The sequence below is a fragment of the Wolbachia endosymbiont (group B) of Apotomis betuletana genome (assembly GCF_947250475.1).
GTDB lineage: Bacteria > Pseudomonadota > Alphaproteobacteria > Rickettsiales > Anaplasmataceae > Wolbachia.
The window spans coordinates 752,011-772,682 of the sequence record NZ_OX366320.1; the positions used below are offsets into that span (position 1 = coordinate 752,011).

Genomic DNA, 20,672 nt, shown 5'->3' on the forward strand with positions numbered 1-20,672 from the left:
TGTTAGTGATAATAAATATATTAAAGTCTAAAGTATAATGAAAACCCATCCAGAAATCCTTGAATACTTTCAAGGCTTAAATAAAAGTATTTCTCTTATCAGGAGGTGTCTTTGACATAGAAAAATTGAAGTTGCGTCTTGAAGAGCTGGATTCTCAAGCGTTGAATGATAATCTGTGGCAAGACAATCAAAAAGCACAAGAAATTTTAAAAGAACGCTCTAAAATTAAGCATGACATAGAATCGTTTTCAAAGCTAGAAAGCGATTACAACGATGCTATCAGCTTGATGAAATCTGCTATTGATGAGAATGATGAAGAATTTTTTTCTGAAGTTAAAGGTGAGTTAGTAAAGCTAGAGAAATTAATCAAACTTAAAGAGACAGAATCCTTATTTACTGGTGAAGCAGATAACAATAACTGCTTTTTAGAAATCCACTCAGGAGCTGGTGGAACAGAGAGCAATGATTGGACTGAGATGCTCATGCGCATGTATACAAGATGGGCAGAAATTTATCACAATTTTAAAGTTGAAGTTGTAGAAAAATTAGATGGTGATGCAGTTGGTATAAAATCTACAACAATAAAGATCATCGGAGAAAAAGCTTACGGGTGGGCAAAAAGCGAAAGTGGAGTTCATAGATTGGTTAGAATATCACCATTTGATGCAAATGGTAAACGTCATACCAGTTTTGCAAGTGTAGGAGTAACTCCAGTGATTGAAGATTCAATAGATATTGTTGTGGATGAAAAGGATTTAAAGATCGACACTTACCGTGCTTCTGGAGCAGGTGGTCAGCATGTAAATAAGACTGAAAGCGCGGTACGTATTACGCATATTCCAACAGGCGTTGTAGCTCAATGCCAAAATGGTCGTTCTCAACATAAAAATAAAGATGAAGCACTTACACTACTTAAAGGACGTTTATATCAAATTGAATTGGAAAAAAAAGAACAGAAAATGGCCGAAGAATATGGCAAGAAATGCGATATAGGTTGGGGCAGTCAGATCAGATCGTATGTTATGCATCCATATCAAATGGTAAAGGATTTAAGGACTGGACATGAAGTTGGCAATATAAATTCCGTTTTTGATGGCAATATAGATTGTTTCATAGTTAGTGTATTGGAGTTAAAATGAGATTTATTAAAAAGCTAAGTTTTATGCTCTGCTAATAAGGGGAAAAGAAAATCAAAATCTATTGAGAAAAATGGAACAATTTTGTGAATATATCTATTATCCAAGTAGCTGATGAAAATGGCAACTCATTTCTTATGGGCACAAAAATGTAATATGAAGAGAAATCTTCGTACATTAAGTTGTAGCCGCGCAACGTCTGCCATTGATGATTATTTCACCTACTGTAACTGCTGCTAAAATAAAGCAGTAATAAACTTGTGTTAACAAAGAAATAGGTGAGACAGAAGCAATGCTACCTGCTAGCAGCAGCTGGGAACCATAAGGCAAAATGCCTTTTGTAACGCAAGCAAAAATGTCTAACAAGTATGCACTACGGTATGACGGAATATTATGCTTTTGCGCGAGCCTTTTTGCAATATCGCCACTTAATAAAATAGCAATGGTATTATTAGCAACTAAAACAGTAAACATAGATGCTATGCCCGCTATTACAAATTCAGCTTTAGTTTTTGTGATATTGCTTTCATCGATAAGTTTGTGTAATGCCTTTTGACCCTGCTTGTACATTATATGACTCAATCCGCCAATAAATAGAGCAAATATCACTATCTCGTTTACTTTTTTGAAACCGTCATATATGTCATGAGAGAGTTGAATGATAGTATAGTCAAAAAAAGTCATCCCTAATACACTAGCAACAATTATATTTATAGTTATTGTTACTAAAGTAGTAACTTCAAATAACCCCATGATTATTAAAGAAATATAAGGAATAATCTTTATTACTGATAAATAATCTAAATTTGATGTAGGAATAATTTTTGTACTATCTGCCATAATTGCCAGATAGACAAGCGTTATAATGCTGGCAACAAATGCTACTTTAGAATTCACTTTAAGTTTATCCTTTATCGTGGCCCCCTGTGAAGAAACAGATGCAATAGTAGTGTCAGATATCATTGAAAGATTATCACCAAATACGGCACCTCCAACTACAGTTGCAGTTCCTATTTCAAGACCAAAAGCCCCACTTTTTGCTAAGTTAACAGCTATTGGTACCATTAATACAACAACTCCCATAGACGTACCAATTGCAGTTGATATAAAAGCGGAAGCCAAAAATACTCCAGGCAGTAGTAATCTTGCTGGAAGGAAATTGAGAATTAAATCAGCAACAGTATCTGCACTACCAATTGATTGAGTCACCACAGAAAATGCTCCAGAAAATAGAAAAGTTAAACACATAGTAAGGGTGTTTTTATCGCCCATACCCTCGATGACAGTATCGATGTTACGTTGAATTTTACCTGCACTGCATGCAACAGCAAAAAATAGCGCCGGTAGTAGGCAAATTACCGGTGAAACTTGGCGAAGCGGATTATCAATTCCAATAAAGGAAAAATAGACACCACTTCCAAGGTATAAGATTAAAAAAATAACCAAAGGAAAAAAAGCTGTCATTTTACTGCCTTAAAACCTATGATTATAATCAATTAAGTGGTTTCAGGCAAGCTTGGTTTTCTGTAAGTTAATAACAGTCCTTTTAGACTCTCAAGTTACGCTATGGAAAATGCGTTGACTATTCTACCATAATATATAGCATCAAAAAATACTCTATAGTATGAGGTAAAGCTATGGTAATGACATATGAACAGTGTAACATAATATTAGGTGTAATTGATCAAGAGGTAAATTTAAGTAAAGACAATGTAATTGAAAGAATAAAAGAGCTATTAAAGGAAGTAAAGATACTAGGGCAAGCAGAAACATCAAGAATGTTAGAAGAGATATCGCATGGATTAGAAGTATCAGGCGAGAGTACAAGAGTACAAGAGACACAAGAGCCATTAAAAAAGAGACTAAAGGTGGTAAATGTACCGCAGACAAAAGAAGAAGTAAAAAAGATACTAAAGGAGTCAAGGGTATCAAATGCGCAACAGATGGTAAAAAGAATGCTAAAAAGGTTAGGTGTACAAGAGACATCAGAAGAATCAAAAGCAGTGGCGCTAGAGGATGTGCTAAATGCACGAAAGATCTCAGAAAAGGTACCAGTGATGCTAGATACACAAAAGATACTAGAAACACTAAATAGACTAAAGAAAGAAAGTGGAAATGTGTATAAAGAGTGGGAAGAAAATAAGTTTAATGTAAATTATTGGTTTGAAATAGATCGTTTGCATGAACGCTTTTCATACACGTTATTATATTTAGCTATTGATTTTGAGCTGAACAATTTAATCAATGCTATGCTTAAAGTAGAAGGAGTCGATATTAATGCAACAAGTCCGTTGTTCAAATGGACTGCTTTACATTGGGCTGTTGAAGATAGGAACATAGAAGTAGCACGCAAGCTAATAGAAAAAGGGGCAGATGTTAATCTGTTGGATTCATCTCAACGGACTACTTTATATCAGCCAGCTGTAAATGGCGATATAGAAATAATAAAAATCTTAGTAACGAAGAAGGTAAATCCTAATGTGGAAGATCTGATGAACTTGACTGCTTTATATGAAGCTGCCAGGAATGGCCATAAAGAAGTAGTAAGGTTATTAATGAATAATGGAGCAGATGTTAAGAAGAATGGGGCGCTTAAACTTACTCCTTTACATATTGCTGTTGCAAATGTTGATAGAGCAATGGTGGATTGTATAATAAAAAACGACAAGAATATCGACAAAAATATTGAGATAGTAGATGTATTTGGATGGACTCCTCTATATTGGGCTGTTACAAAGAACGATATTTCAATATTAGAAGACCTATTAAAGTGCATATCAGAACATGGAGCAGATGTTAATCTAGAGGATAATTTAATTGGACGATCTCCCTTACATATTGCTGCTACGAATGGTAATGTGGGAGCAGTAGAGCTCTTAATAAAATATGGAGCAAATGTTAACCATAAGGATGCATGGGGATGGACTCCTTTTAATTGTGCTGCTACAAAAGGCAATAGAAAAGTAATGTATTATCTAATAGCCCATGGAGCAAGTATTGAGACGAATGATTCACAGAAAATATTACTTTCTATTTGTCCATATAATTATCTAGAAGCAGTAACTACTATGATACAACTTGGAATATGGAAGGATGTGATGAAATTGATGGGAGCTGAGTTTTTACGTTGTGCTGCCAGACATGGTGATACACTAATGGTACATGCTCTATTAGAAGCTGGAGTAAATGCTAATGCAGATGATGATTTAGGATCAACTGCTTTACATAAAGCTGCCAAGTATAACCATCCGGAAGTAGTAAGGATCTTAATTTTATATGGAGTAGATGTTAATGCACAGGATAGCTCTGGGCAATCTCCTTTAGCTTATGCTGTCGAACGTAGACACTGGATAGTAGTAATGACCTTACTATGTTATCGCGCAAATACTTCATTGCCTGATCACTGTGGTGAAACTGTAAGAGATTTAGCTGAACGTCAAGGTATAAGTAATCTTCTAGTGGAAGCAGAACAAAGAGCAATAGCTATACTTACACAGCTTGACTTAGAATCAAGTATACTCAGAAACAAAAAATTAATGACAGTGCAACACATAGAATCACATATGTTGAGAGAAATAGAATCACATAATCTATCTATCAGCTTTGAACGTATGATAAGAGATCAAGCTAATCAAATTGAACAATTACAGTATAACGCTAAACTTAATGGAAAAGGAGTAGCACTTATAACTGACCGCATTAAATGTGTGCAGTTAGGGACTAACACTAAAGCGTGTCCAGATGAAATGGATGGAGTAAAAGAACAAATATTACATAGTCCTTACAGGTGGTCATATCGCACTAAAAATGTTAATGTAGGAAGAGTAACATCTTTAGCTAACGGCATTGAGTGTATGAAGTCAGGGCCTAACACTGAAGCGTGTCCAGGCCCTAGTACTAAAGAGCCTAATACTCACCTCTCTATGATCGAGAAACTATCATTGTTACCACTTTACTCAGCTGTAGGAAAATATGAAGCTGTTATAAAGAGTTAAATAATCCTCTAAATTCCAGCACGCAGCACTCGATGCAAGTAGCTGAAACTGAGGAGTACATTAGGTATGTTAGATTTTAGTTTACACAATAAAATTTTTATAAGTAAGATGTCAGAAGGTATCAAAACCATATTAGTAGAAGACAATAACGTTAGGCTCGATAGGTACATTAGAAGAATTTTTCCCAATTTGAAACAATCTGCAATTGAGAAGTCTTTAAGGAAAGGATTAATCAAGGTTGATAATTGCACGGCAAAATCCAGCGATAGAGTGAATTCTGGGCAAACTATAACGATAAGATACTTAGATTATATTGAAAACACTAATTCTGATCGTAAATATAATGAAAAATTAGTAAATTTACTGAGAGACAACATACTATATGAAGACGAGTATATATTAGCTATAAACAAGTCAGCAGGAATAATCGTTCAAGGCGGTATAAAGGTAAAAATTAGCATTAGTGACTTGCTTGACCAAATAAGAGAAGGGGAAGTATTTAAAATTGTCCATAGACTTGATAGAGATACAAGCGGAGTAATAATATTCGCGTGCAATGCCAGTGTTGCAAGATACCTTATGGAAGAATTTAAAGGACGGAGGATAAAAAAAACTTACCTAGCATTAACTTCTGGTATACCGAGCAAAGATAATGGAATAATAAACTACCCGTTGGTGAAAAAATATATTTCAGGGCAAGAAAAAGTAGTTATTGATGAAGACTCACCTCAAAATGCCACTACGCATTTTTCAATTATATCAAGATTAAAACATAATGTTGCTTATTTAAAATTACAACCAATTACCGGCAGGACACATCAGTTGCGTGCACATTTAGCTCATATAAATTGCCCTATTCTTGGTGACGGTAAATATGGTGGCAAAAAAGCTTTTATCGATGGGGTAGTAAATCAGATCCACCTTCATTCGCATTCTTTATCTTTAAAATTGCCAAATAATAAAGTAATCACTATTACTGCTCCTATCCCTAGGCACATCGAAAAATCTATTGAAGTGCTATCTTTCAACTGAAACGATTTCACCAATCAACTTTTCTATCTTTGGCTTTAATTTGAAGTACAGATATTAGGCTAATTAATGCACAGATAGTAAGATAAATGCCTGCTGCAAGTTTTGTTTCAGTTTTTTCTATAAGCCACATGCATATCGATGGAGAAAGGCCGCCAAAAATACCTGCAGATATGTTATGTGCGAGGCTAAAGCCAGTGCATCTAACTTTTGTTGGAAATAACTCGCAGGCGAGAGAATTATATATTCCAAAAGATGCGCCTATCGGCACACTTATTAATAGAAAAGTGAGCGTTACAATATAGTGGTTATCATTTGATAATAGCGAAAGTACCGGCAAACTGACACAAGCTAAAGCTAATAACGTAGGAATGATCACGTTTTTTCTTCCAACTTTATCAGACAGTATTGCAAACAGCACTGCAGACGTCCCAAATGTAATTTCAACCATAATCCTTACTACATTTTTAATATCAATATCTGAAAGAATAAGCTCTTTTACAGATATGTTGTAAAACATGATTACTGAATAAACAATTGCGTTTTGAGCAATGCCAAGTCCAATTGCTATCACAAATGCTCTTTTATAATTCTTGATTAATTCTAAAAAGGGAGAATTAGATAAGCTTTTATTTTGGTCATGAGTTTTATATGCTAGACTATCTTCCATTATGTACCTTATTAAAAAGCCTATTACACCCATAACAGAGCAGAAATAGAAGAGCAACCTCCAGCCCCAAATTTCATAATTTTCACCTGTAAACTTTTTGCAAACAGCTATCATTACAAAGCATGTAATAGAACCAAGAGCACCACTAAAAGCTTTCATGCTACCTAAAAAGCCTAGATTTTTTTTATCGCTTGAATGCTCTATTAAAAAAGCTGAATTGATACTTGTTTCTCCACCTGCTGCCATTCCTTGTGTTATTCTACAAAGCAGAAGCAGCATAGGAGAAAATATTCCTATTTCTTTAAAGCTTGGTATAATCGCAATTGCAGTAGATGATATCGAAGCTAATATTACGGAAGTCAGCAAAATTTTCCTTCTGCCGTATTTATCTCCAATGTAACCAAAAATAAATGCACCAAGTGGTCTAAATCCAAATCCAATTGCAAAACTGCCAAGAAATTTGATTGTGCTTAAATAATCACTTTCTGAAGGAAAAAAAACGTTGCTTATTATATGCTTTAAAACTCCAAACAGAGTTACTTCATACCATATAATCATATTGCAGATTATGCTTGATAGTATTGCTTTTTGAATATTGTTCATAACTTCCAGTTTACCACACTCCGCTATAAAAATTTTTATTCAACAACCTTTAAAGACAACTCACGTAAATGCTTATCCTCTACTTTAGAAGGAGCACCCATTAGAACATCTTCACCTTGCTGATTCATAGGAAAACAGATTACTTCACGAATGTTCGGCTCATCAGCAAGCAGCATAACCATTCTATCAACCCCTGGTGCTATTCCACCATGAGGTGGCACTCCAAACCTAAATGCACGCACGAGCGCACCGAATTTTGTATCAACTTCCTCTTTACTGTAGCCTGCAATGGCAAAAGCTCTGTACATAATATCTAGTTTGTTATTACGAATTGCTCCACTTGACAGCTCTATTCCATTGCAAACAAGATCATATTGGTAAGCAAGGATATCCAGTGGATTCTTTTCTTCTAAATCTTTCAAGCCACCATGTGGCATAGAAAATGGATTATGAAAGAAATCAATTTTTTTACTTTTATCGTCATACGCAAAGTAAGGAAAATCAATCACCCAACAGAATTTGAAGATATTGTCATCTATAAGACCTAGTTCTGATCCCAAAAGAATACGCACTTTCCCTGCAATTATTGCTGCCTCATTCTCTTTGTCAGAAGCAAAAAACACACTATCTCCAGGCCCTACATTCGTTACTTCTCTTATGTAGTTTAGCCTATTGTCATCGAGGAATTTAGCAATCGGGCCTTTCGCAGTACCATCTTTATCAAACGTTATATATCCAAGGCCCTTAGCACCGAATTCTCTTTGCGCATGTTCTATCTTTTTATCAAAGAAGCTGCGTGGTTCCTCTGCTGTTTTAGGAGCAGGAATGGCTCTCACTACCATACCACGCTCGATATTGTTTTTGAAAATATTGAACTCTGAATCACAGAAAATTTCCGTAACATCGCTGATTAATAACGGATTACGCAAATCTGGCTTATCAGAGCCATATTTGAGCATTGCATCTTTGTATGTAATGCGTGGAAAATCTTTATCGACAGACTTGCGAGAAAATTTGGCAAATACTTTGTATAAGCTAGACTCAATAACCTGAAATATATCTTCTTGAGTCACAAAAGACATTTCAAGGTCGAGCTGATAAAACTCCCCAGGAGAACGGTCAGCCCTTGCGTCCTCATCACGAAAACAAGGTGCAATTTGAAAATATTTATCAAACCCTGAAACCATAAGCAACTGCTTAAAAATCTGTGGAGCTTGTGGTAATGCATAGAATTTACCAGGATTTAGTCTGCTTGGCACTAAGTAGTCACGTGCACCTTCAGGAGAAGAGGCAGTAAGTATTGGAGTTTGAATTTCCAAAAATCCTTGCTCTATCATGAGCCTCCTGAGCTCTGAAATGATCTGTGAACGCAGAATAATGTTGTTACGGGCTTTTTCACGTCTTAAGTCAAGAAAACGATATTTAAATCTCATGTTTTCTGGGTATTCTTGCTCACCGGCGATACTTGCTAATATACTCCTTTCTTCTTTTGCTATTTCTTCATCACAGTGGAACTCAACTTCCGATTCAACTTGTAAATTACTAACTATAACTTCAATTTCTCCTGTGGAAATAGAGCTATTTACCGTGTCTTCAGTTCTAGCTTTGACTATTCCTGTGACAGTAATCACACTTTCTGATTTTAAATTTGAAATTTCATCAAAAAAGTCTTTGTCATTATTGAATACCAGTTGAGTAATTCCATAAAAATCTCTTAAATCAACAAAGATTAGGTTACCATGGTCACGTTTACGGTACAGCCACCCAGAGAGAGTAACTTCCTTTTCTACATCATTCTTCCTTAATTCATTACACGCGTGAGTTTTATAGCAGTTCATTTAATTGAAATTTCTAGAATACAGAAAGATTATAAAATAAATTAACCTTTGGGCAAGCTAATATCTAAAAATCCTTTACAAACAATTCTGATTTGGATATAATTTTTTTGATTGTGTGTGTTGAGGTATACTTATGAATTCTGAAGAATTAGAGGAAATGTTGGCTAAAAAAAAGAGGGTGGATGCTGTAATAAAAGATCTTGTTGATACTGTTACCAAAAATGATTCAGAAAAAGTAAAGTCAATTTTTGAGAAAAATAGTTCCATTATTCGAGATGTTGTTACTGACGTTAATTCCCAAAGCGGTACAAATTTATTAGGTGATGCTGTTGATGAAGAAATAGCTAAGTATTTAATAGAGCAAGGTGTAAGTTTCAGCGCTGCAGTCAAAAAGGCGATTATGAAAAGAAATTTAGGGTTAGTAAAATCAATCTGTGAGATAAATAAATCAATAGCTAAACATGAGTTACAGCAAAATCCTGAGCCACTACAATCTGCAACTTATGATCACAAATTTAATGATAAAATTGCAAGGTATTTGATTGAACAAGGTGCAAATCCTAATGCAACTGATCATCTTGGTCGTTACTTACTTCATCTGCAAATTGCAAAAAGCAATTTCAAAGGAGCTAAGGCTTTAATAGAAAACGGCGCGGATGTTAACTTAATAAATCAAGAGGTAAAAAGCTATCAGAACTTAATTATTGGTGGTAGTGCTTTAAAGGGTGAAACTGCGTTGAATTTTGCAATTAGAATATATTACAAATATAAAGACATAGACGATCAAAAATCTGATGAAACCTTAAAATTTATAAGTTATTTAATAGAACAAAAAGCAAACTTAAATATTAAAGATTGTAATGAGATGGTCCCTTTAGATATTGCTATATTTCATAATTCTCCAAAGATAGTAGAATTATTGATAAAAGCTGGTGCTGATCTTAATGTTGGAAGGGAAAAAGCAGAAGGTGTCTTAAAGTATGCAATTACTGAAGGGCATATAGATATAGGGAAAGCTACAATTCGATATATTTTGGAACATGACTCACACTGGTTAACAACTTCAAATAAACCAGATCTTCTCAATGACCAACAAGAGTTATCAGTCTACTGGGACGAATATAAAGCTCAAGTTAAAGAACTTCATGATATAGTGGAAGATAGAATTGACTTGACTGGTGACGGCTCTACCCGTCCTATAATGAGAACAGTGAGTGGCTTTTTAGATCATGAAAGTAGAAAAAATCTAGTAAAATCATCATTCATATCTAGTGCTGAGGCACCAGAAAATTTTTGTCCGAGAAAGCTGGCTGTTATAAGTGTAGCTGCAATAACTTGCGCTTTAGCATTATATTTTCTTGCTCCATTAATCATTGGGTCTTCTGCTGGAATTGGTACTCAACTAGCATTAGGAGCTGTAGGTGCAGTTGTAGGTGGTGGAATTGGAATCTTGACCAATGTGGCAATAGATCAATGCTACGTTAATTCAGCTACTCAGAAAGCTGACTAAAATTAAAGCGCCATAGATTGCTAAAACTCCATAATTGTGGAGTAATATAATGTTACTTTCCTCAAGCCTTTAGCTCCTCAAACACTTCACTTGCTCTATTTAAAACAGAGTCAGGAAAACCAGCAAGTTTTGCTACATGTATTCCATATGACTCATCTGCAATGCCTTCAATTACTTCATGTAGAAAGATAACCTCTCCGTTCCATTCTTTTATTTTCATACAAAAACATTTCACATTTTCTAAGTATTCACCTACTTTAGTTAATTCATGATAATGAGTTGCAAAAATGGCGCGGCACTTATTTACATTGTGAATATGTTCAATCACCGCCTGTGCAATAGATAATCCATCATACACCCCTGTGCCCCTACCAATTTCATCAAGTATCACCAAGGAACGGTCCGTTGCCTGATTTACTATCGTTGCTGTTTCGATCATCTCTACCATGAAGGTAGAATAACCAGCTGTTATATTATCCGTTGCGCCAACCCTGCTGAATATCTTGTCAATCACTCCAATATGCGCACTCTCTGCTGGCACAAATGACCCCATATGAGCTAAAACTGCAATGAGAGCGTTTTGCCTCAAGAAAGTGCTTTTTCCAGCCATATTAGGACCAGTAATTAGATGTATACCAGCTAAATTGATGCTATTTGCAATGAATTTATCGTTAACTTCAACCACTGGATGTCTTCCGCTACAGATATTGAACTCTTTGCTGTCATCAATGATGGGTTTTACGTAATTATTTTGCACTGCAAGCTCTGCAAACGCGGTTCTAATATCAAGTTTTGCCAAAGCATTTGCAGCAAGAGCAATTTTTTCAGATTCTTGAGCGACTTCACTACACAGTTCACTAAAAATTTTCATTTCTAAGCCGATTGCAGCATCACGTGCCGTAAGAATTTTACTTTCTAGTTCTTTCAACTCATTAGTAGTGTAGCGCATGCTATTTGCTAAGCTTTGTCTATGAATAAATATATCCGAAGTTATTTTGTGATTTGCCGACACTTCAACGTAATAACCGAGTATGTTGTTATGTAATATTTTAAGTGCGGCAATACCAGTTAGGTCGCGATAAGATTCACGGAGTTTGGTTATTAGTTTATTACTATTATTTAATATGTAGGATAACTCAGATAATTCTGAGTTGTATTTTGAGTGAATAAATCCTCCTTCTTTCACGGAACTGAGGTTATTATCAAGTATAGCACTATTTAACAGTTCAAATAGGTCTTTATGATTGCCAAGGCTTTTATGTATTGTGCTTAGTTCACTTTCGTCACTACTTATCACCTGAGTAGTAGACACTGGTTCCTTTTCTCTGGTCAAGCACTGGAATGACATCTGAGAGTTAATTTCTGATTTTTCACTTAAACAATAATTATGCAAGTTAGACAGAAACTCAGACAACTCTAAAGTTTTTCCTAGGCCTATTTTTAATAGGTTCATATCCTTTGGTGAACCACGCCCTAGTATTAAGCGCGATAAAGACCTCTCAATATCTGGAATGTTAGATAATATCTCTCGTATTTTTCTGCGTGGCTCATGATTATTTACAAAAAATTGAGCGGTGCTGAGCCTCAAATTAATTGCCTTAGAGCAAGCAAGGGGTGAAGCGAGCATTTGTTTGAGCAGGCGTCCACCAGAGGCTGTTACTGTGTGATCAATAACTGAAATTAGTGAACCTTTCTTTTCACCAAATTGAGTTGAAAACAACTCAAGGTTTCTCCTTGCTGAAGCATCAATAAGCATGAAATTTTGTTGCTTATAGGTTTTTGGGAATTCAAGTCTTGGAATGGAGCCCCTTTGTGTTACTCTGACATATTCAAGCAGTGCACCACACGCCATGATTTCTACTTTGCTGAAATTTCCTATACTCCCAAGTTCCCTGATTTTATAAAACTCGCATAACGTTCTGTGAGATTTACTATACTCAAAAAAGCTCTGTGCGTGTTGCGTAATTGATATTTTATAATTTTTTAAAATCGATCTAATTTTTTCGTCCTCAGTGAATTTTTCAGAAATTAATAATTCTCTTGGTGATATACGCAATAAATCACTATCTAGAGCTTTCAAACTCGTTAAAATGTGAAAAAATTTTCCCGTCGATAATTCAAGCCAACTAATAGCATATTCGTCATTTTGTTCAACTATGGATGCGAGATAATTATTGCTTTTATCCTCCAGTAGTGAATCTTCTATAATTGTACCTGGAGTTACAACTCGCACTACATCACGTTTTACTATGGATTTATAGCCCCTCTTTTTTGCTTCATCAGCAGTTTCTAATTGGTCACAGATTGCTACTTTGAATCCTAAATCTATTAGCTTGTGCAGGTAAGACTCACTACTGTGTGCTGGCACTCCACACATTGGTATTTCTTGCCCATTTGAATTGCCCCTCTTGGTTAGCACTATATTCAGCAATTTCGCAGCTTTAATAGCATCATCGAAAAACAATTCATAAAAATCGCCCAGTCTATAAAACAATAGATGATCCGTGTATTGAGCTTTCAAATTTAAATATTGCTCCATTACAGGGGTATTTTTTTCTCTTATTAAGTTCATAACATTTTTAAATATGTTAGCAGCAAACCACTTACTCTGGTGTTGGTTATTTTATTATGGATCAATAATTTTTTTTAGCTATAGTACAAAAACAAATAGTTTGAGGTAGAATTATGGAATATGAACGGTTGTTAAAAATATTAAGGACAATAAGTGACTTAAATGAGAACAATATAATCGAAAGGGTAAAAGAGGAATTGGAAAAAGAAGATCCAGACACGTATAAAAAGTGGCAAGATAATGGATTTAACATAAATTATACATTCGATGATCAAAGTACATTGTTACATATAGCTGCTAGAAATGATCTTGTAAAGATAGCAGAGCTTTTAATAAAAAAAGGGGGTAATGTTAATACAGCAGATCAAGATGGATGGAATCCTTTACACTTTGCTGCTGCAAGTGGTAGTATAGGAGTGGTAGAGATTCTCATAGCAAACGGGGCTAATGTTAATGCAGCAAATCAAGATGGGTGTACTCCTTTGCATTGTGCTGCTCACAATGGACATAAAGAGATAGTAGAACTCCTATTAGACACGGGGGCTAATGTTGATGCAGTAGGTAAAGTTAAGATAACTCCTTTACACGCTGCTGTTCGCTTTGGTTATACAGAGATAATAAAAGTTCTCATAGCAAACGGGGCTAATGTTAATACAGCAGATCAAAATGGGTGTACTCCTTTGCATTGTGCTGCTCACAATGAAAATAAAGAGATAGTAGAACTCCTATTAGACACGGGAGCTAATGTTGATGCAGTAAGTCAGGCTGAGAGTACTGCATTACATCATGCTGTTTCTGCTGAAAATTGCCAAGTGGAAATAGTAAAAGCTATCATAGAAAAGGAAGCTGCTGTTGACATAGCGGATAAATACGGGCGTACTCCGTTATGCTGGGCTATTAGAAATGGCTATTCAGAAATAGCAAGAATTCTACTTGAAAACAAAGCAGATCCTTTATTGGGACATAAAAGTTTTAACACATTAAAGCTCTTGATTGAATTAATAAAAAATGATTTTAAGCACTCTAAGAAAGCAGAAGAAACACAGCAACAAGAGGATGATGAATATGAATTGATTAAATACTCACTGGTACTTCGCAATGACTGTTCTTTAACTGATATTGCTGAAAGAGGTGCATTTGGTAAGTTGATATCTACGTGGCTTGTTGACATGTCCAACTTAACAGAGAGTCAGAAGGAGTTGAATAAAAAATTCTTAAGTACTTTTAAAGACTTTCCACATGTTACTTATAAGGATTATAAGAACGATGTTGAAAAAATTAAAAAATTTTTACTGGATCATAAAAGTAATCAAGATCTAAAAACCATCCTCAACCTTAAAAGAGGAGAATCTAAACTGACAATACTGCATATTCTATCAAGTATGGAATGTAGCAATGCGGGAGAATTCATAGATTTACTGTTGAATTCAGGTGCTGATCCTAATGAAAAGGACGACACAGGAAGAACACCTTTACATTATGCTACTCGTTCTGGTCATTGTGATACAATTATCAAATTGCTTCTAAGGAAAGGAGCTAATCTTGATATAAAGGATAAAAAAGGTAAAACCCCAATAGAATTTGCAGTTAATAATCCCAACCTTAATACTAAAGAGTACTTTTTAACTGATGATGTTATTTATGGAACTTTTCGTAAAAAAACACAAGTTGACTATAATGGAAAAAAGTATTTGTGCAAAAGTGTAAATCTATGGGGGGAGGATTTTCTACTAGATGAGCAAGATCCAGGTAAATATTTTTGTAAATTAGATGAAGTTCAAGACATAAATCAGCTAGAACAGGTTGTAAATGAAGCTATAAAATCTAGGGTAAGGTTCAATCTTACTCGTGAGGGAAATATATATGAAAATACTTATGAGAGTAGGTATAATTTTACAGATTATGTAATAAGAAGAATTAGTGAATTAAAGATTTTTCAAGGTGAAAGGGACATAGAAGTTGCTAGTCGCATAGTATGTAATTTGGTAAAAAGAGGTGCAGTATTTGAAACTCTAAGTAGTATAATTGTAATTGATAAACTAGAGAAGTTTAAAGACCACAAAGCTAATCTTAAAGAAGCACGTAAAAGCTATATACATTACTCTCTAAGGTTTTTGGAAGCTGCAAAAAACGCAACTACTGGTAAGGTAAAAGAGGCAAAAATGGACAACTTCACTTTCTACTTGAAATACTCAAAGAATAGTATAGTCGAGGTTGCAAAAATCGTAAATGGAACAGATGAAAGCACAGAATTTCGAAGAGACGTGATAGCAATCGGTGAAAGCGAGACAGAAATTTTAACAGAAGGTGGGGTAAGAAATTATACTGACCTTATAGGTAATATAGTACTGACTTTTCATACTGATTTGGGAAAAGTAGATGCTAGATTGTATTCTGATGTCCAAGATGAAGGAAAAATTATAGTAGAAGTGAGTAACAAGGAGGAAATATTGGAAAAGTTTAAAAATTATAAAGAAGAGTTAGGTGAGAACTGCTTGCTTGGTGGTTCTTCTGTCTACGACGCTATTAAGCAGGGATATTTTAAAAGGCCTGAGGAAGTAGATTCCATATATCATGTAAGTTCTTCATTAGAAAATATATCTTTATTTCCTATTGTACAACAGAACATAGAGAAAATTCGCCAGCAAGGTTAGTGTTGCTTAGCTTAAGTTTAAATTGCAAAAAAATGCAAACTTTATGATACTGAAGGAACTACTTTTTTGCTAGAAGGCAAAGCAGCAAGGAGCGAACCAAAAGCGATAAGAAAGGATCCAAGCCAGATTATAGACATTCCAGGTTTATAGTGCACTTTAGCTGCAATTTTGCTCTTACTCTTATCAATCTCTCCAATTACAACATAAATATCAGAAAATAAATTGTGGTAGATACTGCTTTCAACATTTTTCTGACCTTCCGCAAGGTAAAATCTATATTCAGGAGTTACTTCACCTAATATCTTATTATTCAGCAAATTCCTGATATCCATTGTACCCCTCACTGCATGGAAATTTTTTTCTTTTATTAGCTCAATATTTCGTAAAGTAACTTTAAATTTATTGACTGTTATGCTGTCTCCTATTCCCAAGTAGTTTTCTTTTTTCTCCTGCCAACCAACTGAATAAGATATACCAAGCACTAGAATTGCCACTCCAGCATGAGCAAGCATCATTGCATAGTAGGACTTAGAAACTCTTCTTGCTAATAAAATTGATTCACCAAATGCTACCTTAAATAAACAAATTCTTTTACTATATGCTTCTAAAACAAAGATTAATAATGCTATGGAGATGGTAATTGATAGCACAATCATTAGCTCCATGTGAAAGATAAACGGCAAAATAGCTGCAGCACTACAAAATGAAAATCTATATTCACGGAATATTGGCAATAGACTATTTCCCTGCCAACTGCAGTATTGCCCTATCATGGTGAGCACTAGAATAGCTAGTGCAATAGAGTTAAATAAAGAATTGTAATATGGTGCTCCAACTGAAATTAATTCACCGGTTAAATACTCAAGCACTGTAGGGTATAAAGTGCCAACAAACACGATGAAAAAGGCAGTGATGAATAATAAATTGTTCATCAGCATCATCGTAAGGCGTGAAAAGAATCTTCTACCCTCTGTCACTTGAGTAGCAGATTTCTTTTCAGATTCCAATATCGAATACTGGAAAGATGTGTGATTCTTTCTCGTAAACACTACAAATATTACTAAGCTACTGACTGTAATTACACCAAGTAGAGCTAATATATACAGTCCATATCTTGGGTCATCTGCAAACGTGTGCACTGAGGTAAGTATTCCTGAGCGGACTAGAAATGTTCCAGTCACACTCAATATAAAAGTTGTGAGCGTAAGTAAAATAGTAAAATTCCTTAAAGTATTGAAATTTCGTACAACGAGCAACAAATGTGTCAGCGCCACTGCAATTAGCCACGGCATCAAAGAAACGTTTTCCACTGGATCCCAAAACCAAAATCCACCCCAACCGAGTTCACGATATGCCCACCAGCTACCCAAGCTGATGCCCAAAGTGAGCAGCGACCAAGAAATAAGTACCCAAGGCCTGACAATTTTAGCCCAAACATTTCCTTCAGTATTTAAAATTAATCCAGCTATAGAGAGCGAAAAAGGAACGCTAAATCCAAGGTACCCCAAATATAATACCGGTGGATGAATAGCAAGGCCTATATCCTGCAATATCGGATTAAAACCCAGTCCATCTGTTTCAATGCCTGGCATTTTAGTGAAGGGGCTGGATTCAAGTAAAGTGAACAGTAAAAAACAAAAGCAAATCAAGCCTTGGGTGATAAGAGATATTTTTTTTAATTTACTACCATTAGTTCGTTCTGGTGTCATTCCAGTGCTTGACACTGGAATCCAGTTCTTATTATATAACTTTCTAGTGTGTTCATTTGTAATCAAACTTTCTGGATCCCAGACTGGGATGACAGAAGGTATATAAATATCCATTAGTAATAAATACATGACAAGCACTAAGGTCCAAAGCAACATAGACCCTTCTTTATTTCCCCAAACACCACAAATCTTATAGATCAAAGGTTTTGTTGTGTGTGAGTGGTAATATACGTTTTCAAGTGAGAAATCATTTTTAATGTGGCAGTAGATCAAAATAGCCATTGATGCTGACACACAAAAAAATATGGCAGAGGAGACGAATCGGTAAGAACTAAACGGTAGAAACAAATACGTTAAAGATAACAAACAGGCTACCAATAACAATATATTCCCAAATTCAGGCATAAGATTCATATAATGATATTACTAATAATAAATTGGGAGTTAAAGTTTTAATATAGGAACAAAGTTAATCTTCAATTATATTAATAGTAAGTAAAAATTAAGCATTAAGCTTTTATACTTTATATTATATAGCATTAATATTGTGAGGTAATATTATGGGCACAACTAAGATTAGTGAATTTCTATTCAATATAAAAGGTAAAGTGGCAAAACAACATGCTGAACCAATAATTGAAAAAAATCTCTATACTATTTTAGGATTCAAAGATGTAGAAGATTTAGAACATAAGACAAGTAAGTCCGTTAACAAAAAAATTTGGCAGCTATTTATTGATTGCTTTACAAAGGAAATAGATTATGCAGCAACTGAAAAAGTTGTAAAAAACGTTGTTTGTAATATTGCCAAAAGTGCCCAAGGCAATGCTTTTACTGAAGCTGAAAGCTTAATCTTAAACGAAAAACAAGATAATAAAAAGAGAGAAAGAGCGATTAAAAAAGCTACTAGTATTTTAAAAAAAATCAATCCAGAAAAAGCCTTCAATGAACTTTCAGTAATAAAAAAACAAGCAGAAGATTTTTTACAAACCGATTTTTATAAGGCGCAGAGCAAACCACTGCCAGGATTTGCTATATCTGGTGCGCAGCTTTTTGCGGAAACTTTGAAATATATAGAAACACTAGAAAAATTATCAGAAGTTAAAAAGGAAGATTTAACTAAGAGTTTCCTATTAAATTATATTAGTTCACTGAACAAAAAGTATCCTAAATCACAAGGTAAAAGAGAAGATGCTATACGAATACTATCAAGCGATGAGTTGAAGAATTTTTATAATAAAGGTGTAGAGGAAGGAATACTACAACCGCTGGTATCATATAAAGAATGCAGAAATCTGTATGATAAAATGAGCCAAACAAAGAATGAATGTATAATCAAAAAAGAAGAGCATGAGAAAGCAAGTAAGTCAATAACCAGTATAATTAGTGACATAAAAAAATGTAGAGAAGCAGTCCTTAATTGCAAAAATTTTCAGAGCTCCTACATAAAGGAAAAAGCAGAACACCCATTTAGAGGCACCTCATGTCAAAAAATGATTGATATATATCAAGAGAGAATTGCTGGATATCAGGAAAAAATTCGTCAAAACCTAAACCAAATAAGAGCAATATTAAAAGATACGCCGCAAGATGTGAAGGAAATAATCAATTGTGTGCATGAAGCAGAGCAGTATGATGAAATTTTTGATTCGGCTTTAATTTGTTTACCGAACATACAGAATAAGCTAGATATTCAACCAGAAAATCCCCTAACAGAACTCAGAGCTTCACAAATTAACGTTGAAATTGAGCTAACTAGGCTCTGTGAACAAAATATTAGAGTAAGCATGTGAGTGCTTCAACAAAATTCAAAAAACCAATAAAGACCTCATAAGTCTTATCAAAACAGGAGATTTCTAATAGTGGCAAATACCATGTATTTCTTTCAATTTGCCACTATTACGCCATCTAAATCACACATTGTCTTCCAGAAGGAAAATTTTTGTTCCACTGGCAACCACCTCATGTATAGCTTTATAGCTCTTCTCACAATAATCCGAACAGGTCATAATAACATACTGCTGGCCTCTTGGCTTATAATAGCTATAAAGACGTTTTTACCTCCGTTCGGACTATTATAAGAAGAGCTATACTTCCATAATAAGAAAAATGGCAAAAGCAATTTTAGATCTACTCTAATAAAAGCCTATTTTCCTTGAAACTAAAATAGCTACTAAATGTGATAATAATATGATCTATTAATTCTATTCCTATGCTTTTGCAAGCTTCTGCAAGCTGTCTGGTGAGAAACATATCGCTACTTGAAGGCTGTATATCTCCACTTGGGTGATTGTGGGATATTACAATCGATGTTGAGCCAATCAAAAGAGCGCGTTTTATGATCTCTCTAACATAAAGAGGAGTTTGATCTATTGTACCAAAGTTTTGTAGATCTTCTGCTATTAGACGATATCTTTTATTCATATAGATAACGCGAAAATTTTCTTTATTAAGGCTTCCTATACTTGCTTTTAAATAATCAAGCAATTTTTCCCAATTATTGATTATAGGTAGGTCCTTTACTTCTTCTCGTGCAGAACGAACAAAAGCCTGTTTAACACAAAAGATAGCAGATATAGCTGCATTACTAACTCCTTCGATATTCTGCAGTGCTTCTAAATCGGCATTAAAAACCTTATTTAAACTACCAAAATTTTCTATCAAACTCTTTGCTACTGGCTTTACATCAATTCTACTATATGCTGAATATAAAATGTGTTCTAAAATCTCATAATCAAGTAATGATTGTCCGTTATCTGAAATAATTCTCTCTCTTAGGCGCTTTCTATGACCTTTTTTGTAATCTTTCATTATTCATGAATTGCTTATCTCTTATAATAAGAAATTGAATTTTTAAGTAAAATATTTAATAAAATATATGAAGCATAATTGTAAATTTTTGAAGACAGCAAATGAAAGTAGCCCCTCTCTTGTCATCTCCTGCTCCCTCCTTCTA

12 protein-coding genes are annotated in these 20,672 nt (G+C 34.6%); 6 read left to right on the forward strand and 6 right to left on the reverse strand.

The genetic code is table 11. From position 1 onward, the window contains the following. The first annotated feature begins 37 nt into the window (after positions 1 to 37). Positions 38 to 1,139 (forward strand): peptide chain release factor 2 gene (gene prfB / locus OOK82_RS03345; RefSeq protein ID WP_264704448.1). Its coding sequence is split into 2 segments (ribosomal slippage): positions 38 to 103 and positions 105 to 1,139, totalling 1,101 coding nucleotides; the frame shifts between segments, so codons are not numbered across the junction. 174 nt (positions 1,140 to 1,313) lie between these two features. Here the strand turns inward: prfB and OOK82_RS03350 are convergent. Further along, a complete protein-coding gene (locus OOK82_RS03350) occupies positions 1,314 to 2,600 on the reverse strand; it encodes a Na+/H+ antiporter NhaC family protein (protein ID WP_211908158.1) in 1,287 nt (428 codons plus the stop codon). A 173-nt stretch (positions 2,601 to 2,773) separates the two neighbouring features. Here OOK82_RS03350 and OOK82_RS03355 point away from each other — a divergent pair, with 173 nt between their 5' ends. After that, positions 2,774 to 5,131, forward strand: a complete 2,358-nt coding sequence (locus OOK82_RS03355) for an ankyrin repeat domain-containing protein (RefSeq protein WP_264704449.1) — start codon at positions 2,774 to 2,776, stop codon at positions 5,129 to 5,131. Between the two features lie 108 nt (positions 5,132 to 5,239). Continuing rightward, positions 5,240 to 6,163 carry an RluA family pseudouridine synthase gene (locus tag OOK82_RS03360; RefSeq protein WP_264704450.1) on the forward strand — a complete coding sequence of 308 codons (924 nt, stop codon included), beginning with the start codon at positions 5,240 to 5,242 and terminating at the stop codon, positions 6,161 to 6,163. Positions 6,164 to 6,170: 7 nt separating this feature from the next. Here the strand turns inward: OOK82_RS03360 and OOK82_RS03365 are convergent, their stop codons facing one another. Both OOK82_RS03365 and aspS read right to left on the reverse strand, forming a co-directional pair. Further along, on the reverse strand, positions 6,171 to 7,433 hold the full coding sequence (locus OOK82_RS03365) for an MFS transporter (RefSeq protein ID WP_264704451.1): 1,263 nt from the start codon (positions 7,431 to 7,433) through the stop codon (positions 6,171 to 6,173). A 35-nt stretch (positions 7,434 to 7,468) separates the two neighbouring features. After that, positions 7,469 to 9,271 (reverse strand): aspartate--tRNA ligase, encoded by a 1,803-nt coding sequence (aspS, locus tag OOK82_RS03370; protein WP_264686546.1) that lies wholly within the window; start codon positions 9,269 to 9,271, stop codon positions 7,469 to 7,471. Positions 9,272 to 9,404: 133 nt separating this feature from the next. Here aspS and OOK82_RS03375 point away from each other — a divergent pair, with 133 nt between their 5' ends. After that, positions 9,405 to 10,781: an ankyrin repeat domain-containing protein gene (locus OOK82_RS03375; RefSeq protein ID WP_264704452.1), complete on the forward strand. Its 1,377-nt coding sequence runs from the start codon at positions 9,405 to 9,407 to the stop codon at positions 10,779 to 10,781. A 61-nt stretch (positions 10,782 to 10,842) separates the two neighbouring features. Here OOK82_RS03375 and mutS read toward each other — a convergent pair whose 3' ends face one another. Further along, complete coding sequence (gene mutS, locus OOK82_RS03380) at positions 10,843 to 13,353, reverse strand: DNA mismatch repair protein MutS (protein WP_264704454.1); 2,511 nt, start codon at positions 13,351 to 13,353, stop codon at positions 10,843 to 10,845. A 113-nt stretch (positions 13,354 to 13,466) separates the two neighbouring features. On the opposite strand from mutS, the gene OOK82_RS03385 reads away from it, so the two are divergent. Then, positions 13,467 to 16,007, forward strand: a complete 2,541-nt coding sequence (locus OOK82_RS03385) for an ankyrin repeat domain-containing protein (RefSeq protein WP_264704455.1) — start codon at positions 13,467 to 13,469, stop codon at positions 16,005 to 16,007. A gap of 41 nt (positions 16,008 to 16,048) precedes the next feature. Here OOK82_RS03385 and OOK82_RS03390 read toward each other — a convergent pair whose 3' ends face one another. Next, a complete protein-coding gene (locus OOK82_RS03390) occupies positions 16,049 to 18,121 on the reverse strand; it encodes a heme lyase CcmF/NrfE family subunit (RefSeq protein ID WP_458694684.1) in 2,073 nt (690 codons plus the stop codon). 155 nt (positions 18,122 to 18,276) lie between these two features. On the opposite strand from OOK82_RS03390, the gene OOK82_RS03395 reads away from it, so the two are divergent. Further along, positions 18,277 to 19,509, forward strand: coding sequence for a hypothetical protein (locus tag OOK82_RS03395; RefSeq protein WP_264704456.1), 1,233 nt, complete (start codon positions 18,277 to 18,279; stop codon positions 19,507 to 19,509). 337 nt (positions 19,510 to 19,846) lie between these two features. Here OOK82_RS03395 and radC read toward each other — a convergent pair whose 3' ends face one another. After that, positions 19,847 to 20,527, reverse strand: a complete 681-nt coding sequence (gene radC / locus OOK82_RS03400; RefSeq protein WP_264375899.1) for a RadC family protein — start codon at positions 20,525 to 20,527, stop codon at positions 19,847 to 19,849. Between the last annotated feature and the right edge of the window lie 145 nt (positions 20,528 to 20,672).

Coding starts and splice junctions, on each gene's coding strand:
- OOK82_RS03350 (WP_211908158.1), bottom strand. CDS start 2,600: ATGACAGCTTTTTTTCCTTTGGTTATTTTTTTAATCTTATACCTTGGA.
- OOK82_RS03355 (WP_264704449.1), top strand. CDS start 2,774: ATGGTAATGACATATGAACAGTGTAACATAATATTAGGTGTAATTGAT.
- OOK82_RS03360 (WP_264704450.1), top strand. CDS start 5,240: ATGTCAGAAGGTATCAAAACCATATTAGTAGAAGACAATAACGTTAGG.
- OOK82_RS03365 (WP_264704451.1), bottom strand. CDS start 7,433: ATGAACAATATTCAAAAAGCAATACTATCAAGCATAATCTGCAATATG.
- aspS (WP_264686546.1), bottom strand. CDS start 9,271: ATGAACTGCTATAAAACTCACGCGTGTAATGAATTAAGGAAGAATGAT.
- OOK82_RS03375 (WP_264704452.1), top strand. CDS start 9,405: ATGAATTCTGAAGAATTAGAGGAAATGTTGGCTAAAAAAAAGAGGGTG.
- mutS (WP_264704454.1), bottom strand. CDS start 13,353: ATGAACTTAATAAGAGAAAAAAATACCCCTGTAATGGAGCAATATTTA.
- OOK82_RS03385 (WP_264704455.1), top strand. CDS start 13,467: ATGGAATATGAACGGTTGTTAAAAATATTAAGGACAATAAGTGACTTA.
- OOK82_RS03390 (WP_458694684.1), bottom strand. CDS start 18,121: ATGCCTGAATTTGGGAATATATTGTTATTGGTAGCCTGTTTGTTATCT.
- OOK82_RS03395 (WP_264704456.1), top strand. CDS start 18,277: ATGGGCACAACTAAGATTAGTGAATTTCTATTCAATATAAAAGGTAAA.
- radC (WP_264375899.1), bottom strand. CDS start 20,527: ATGAAAGATTACAAAAAAGGTCATAGAAAGCGCCTAAGAGAGAGAATT.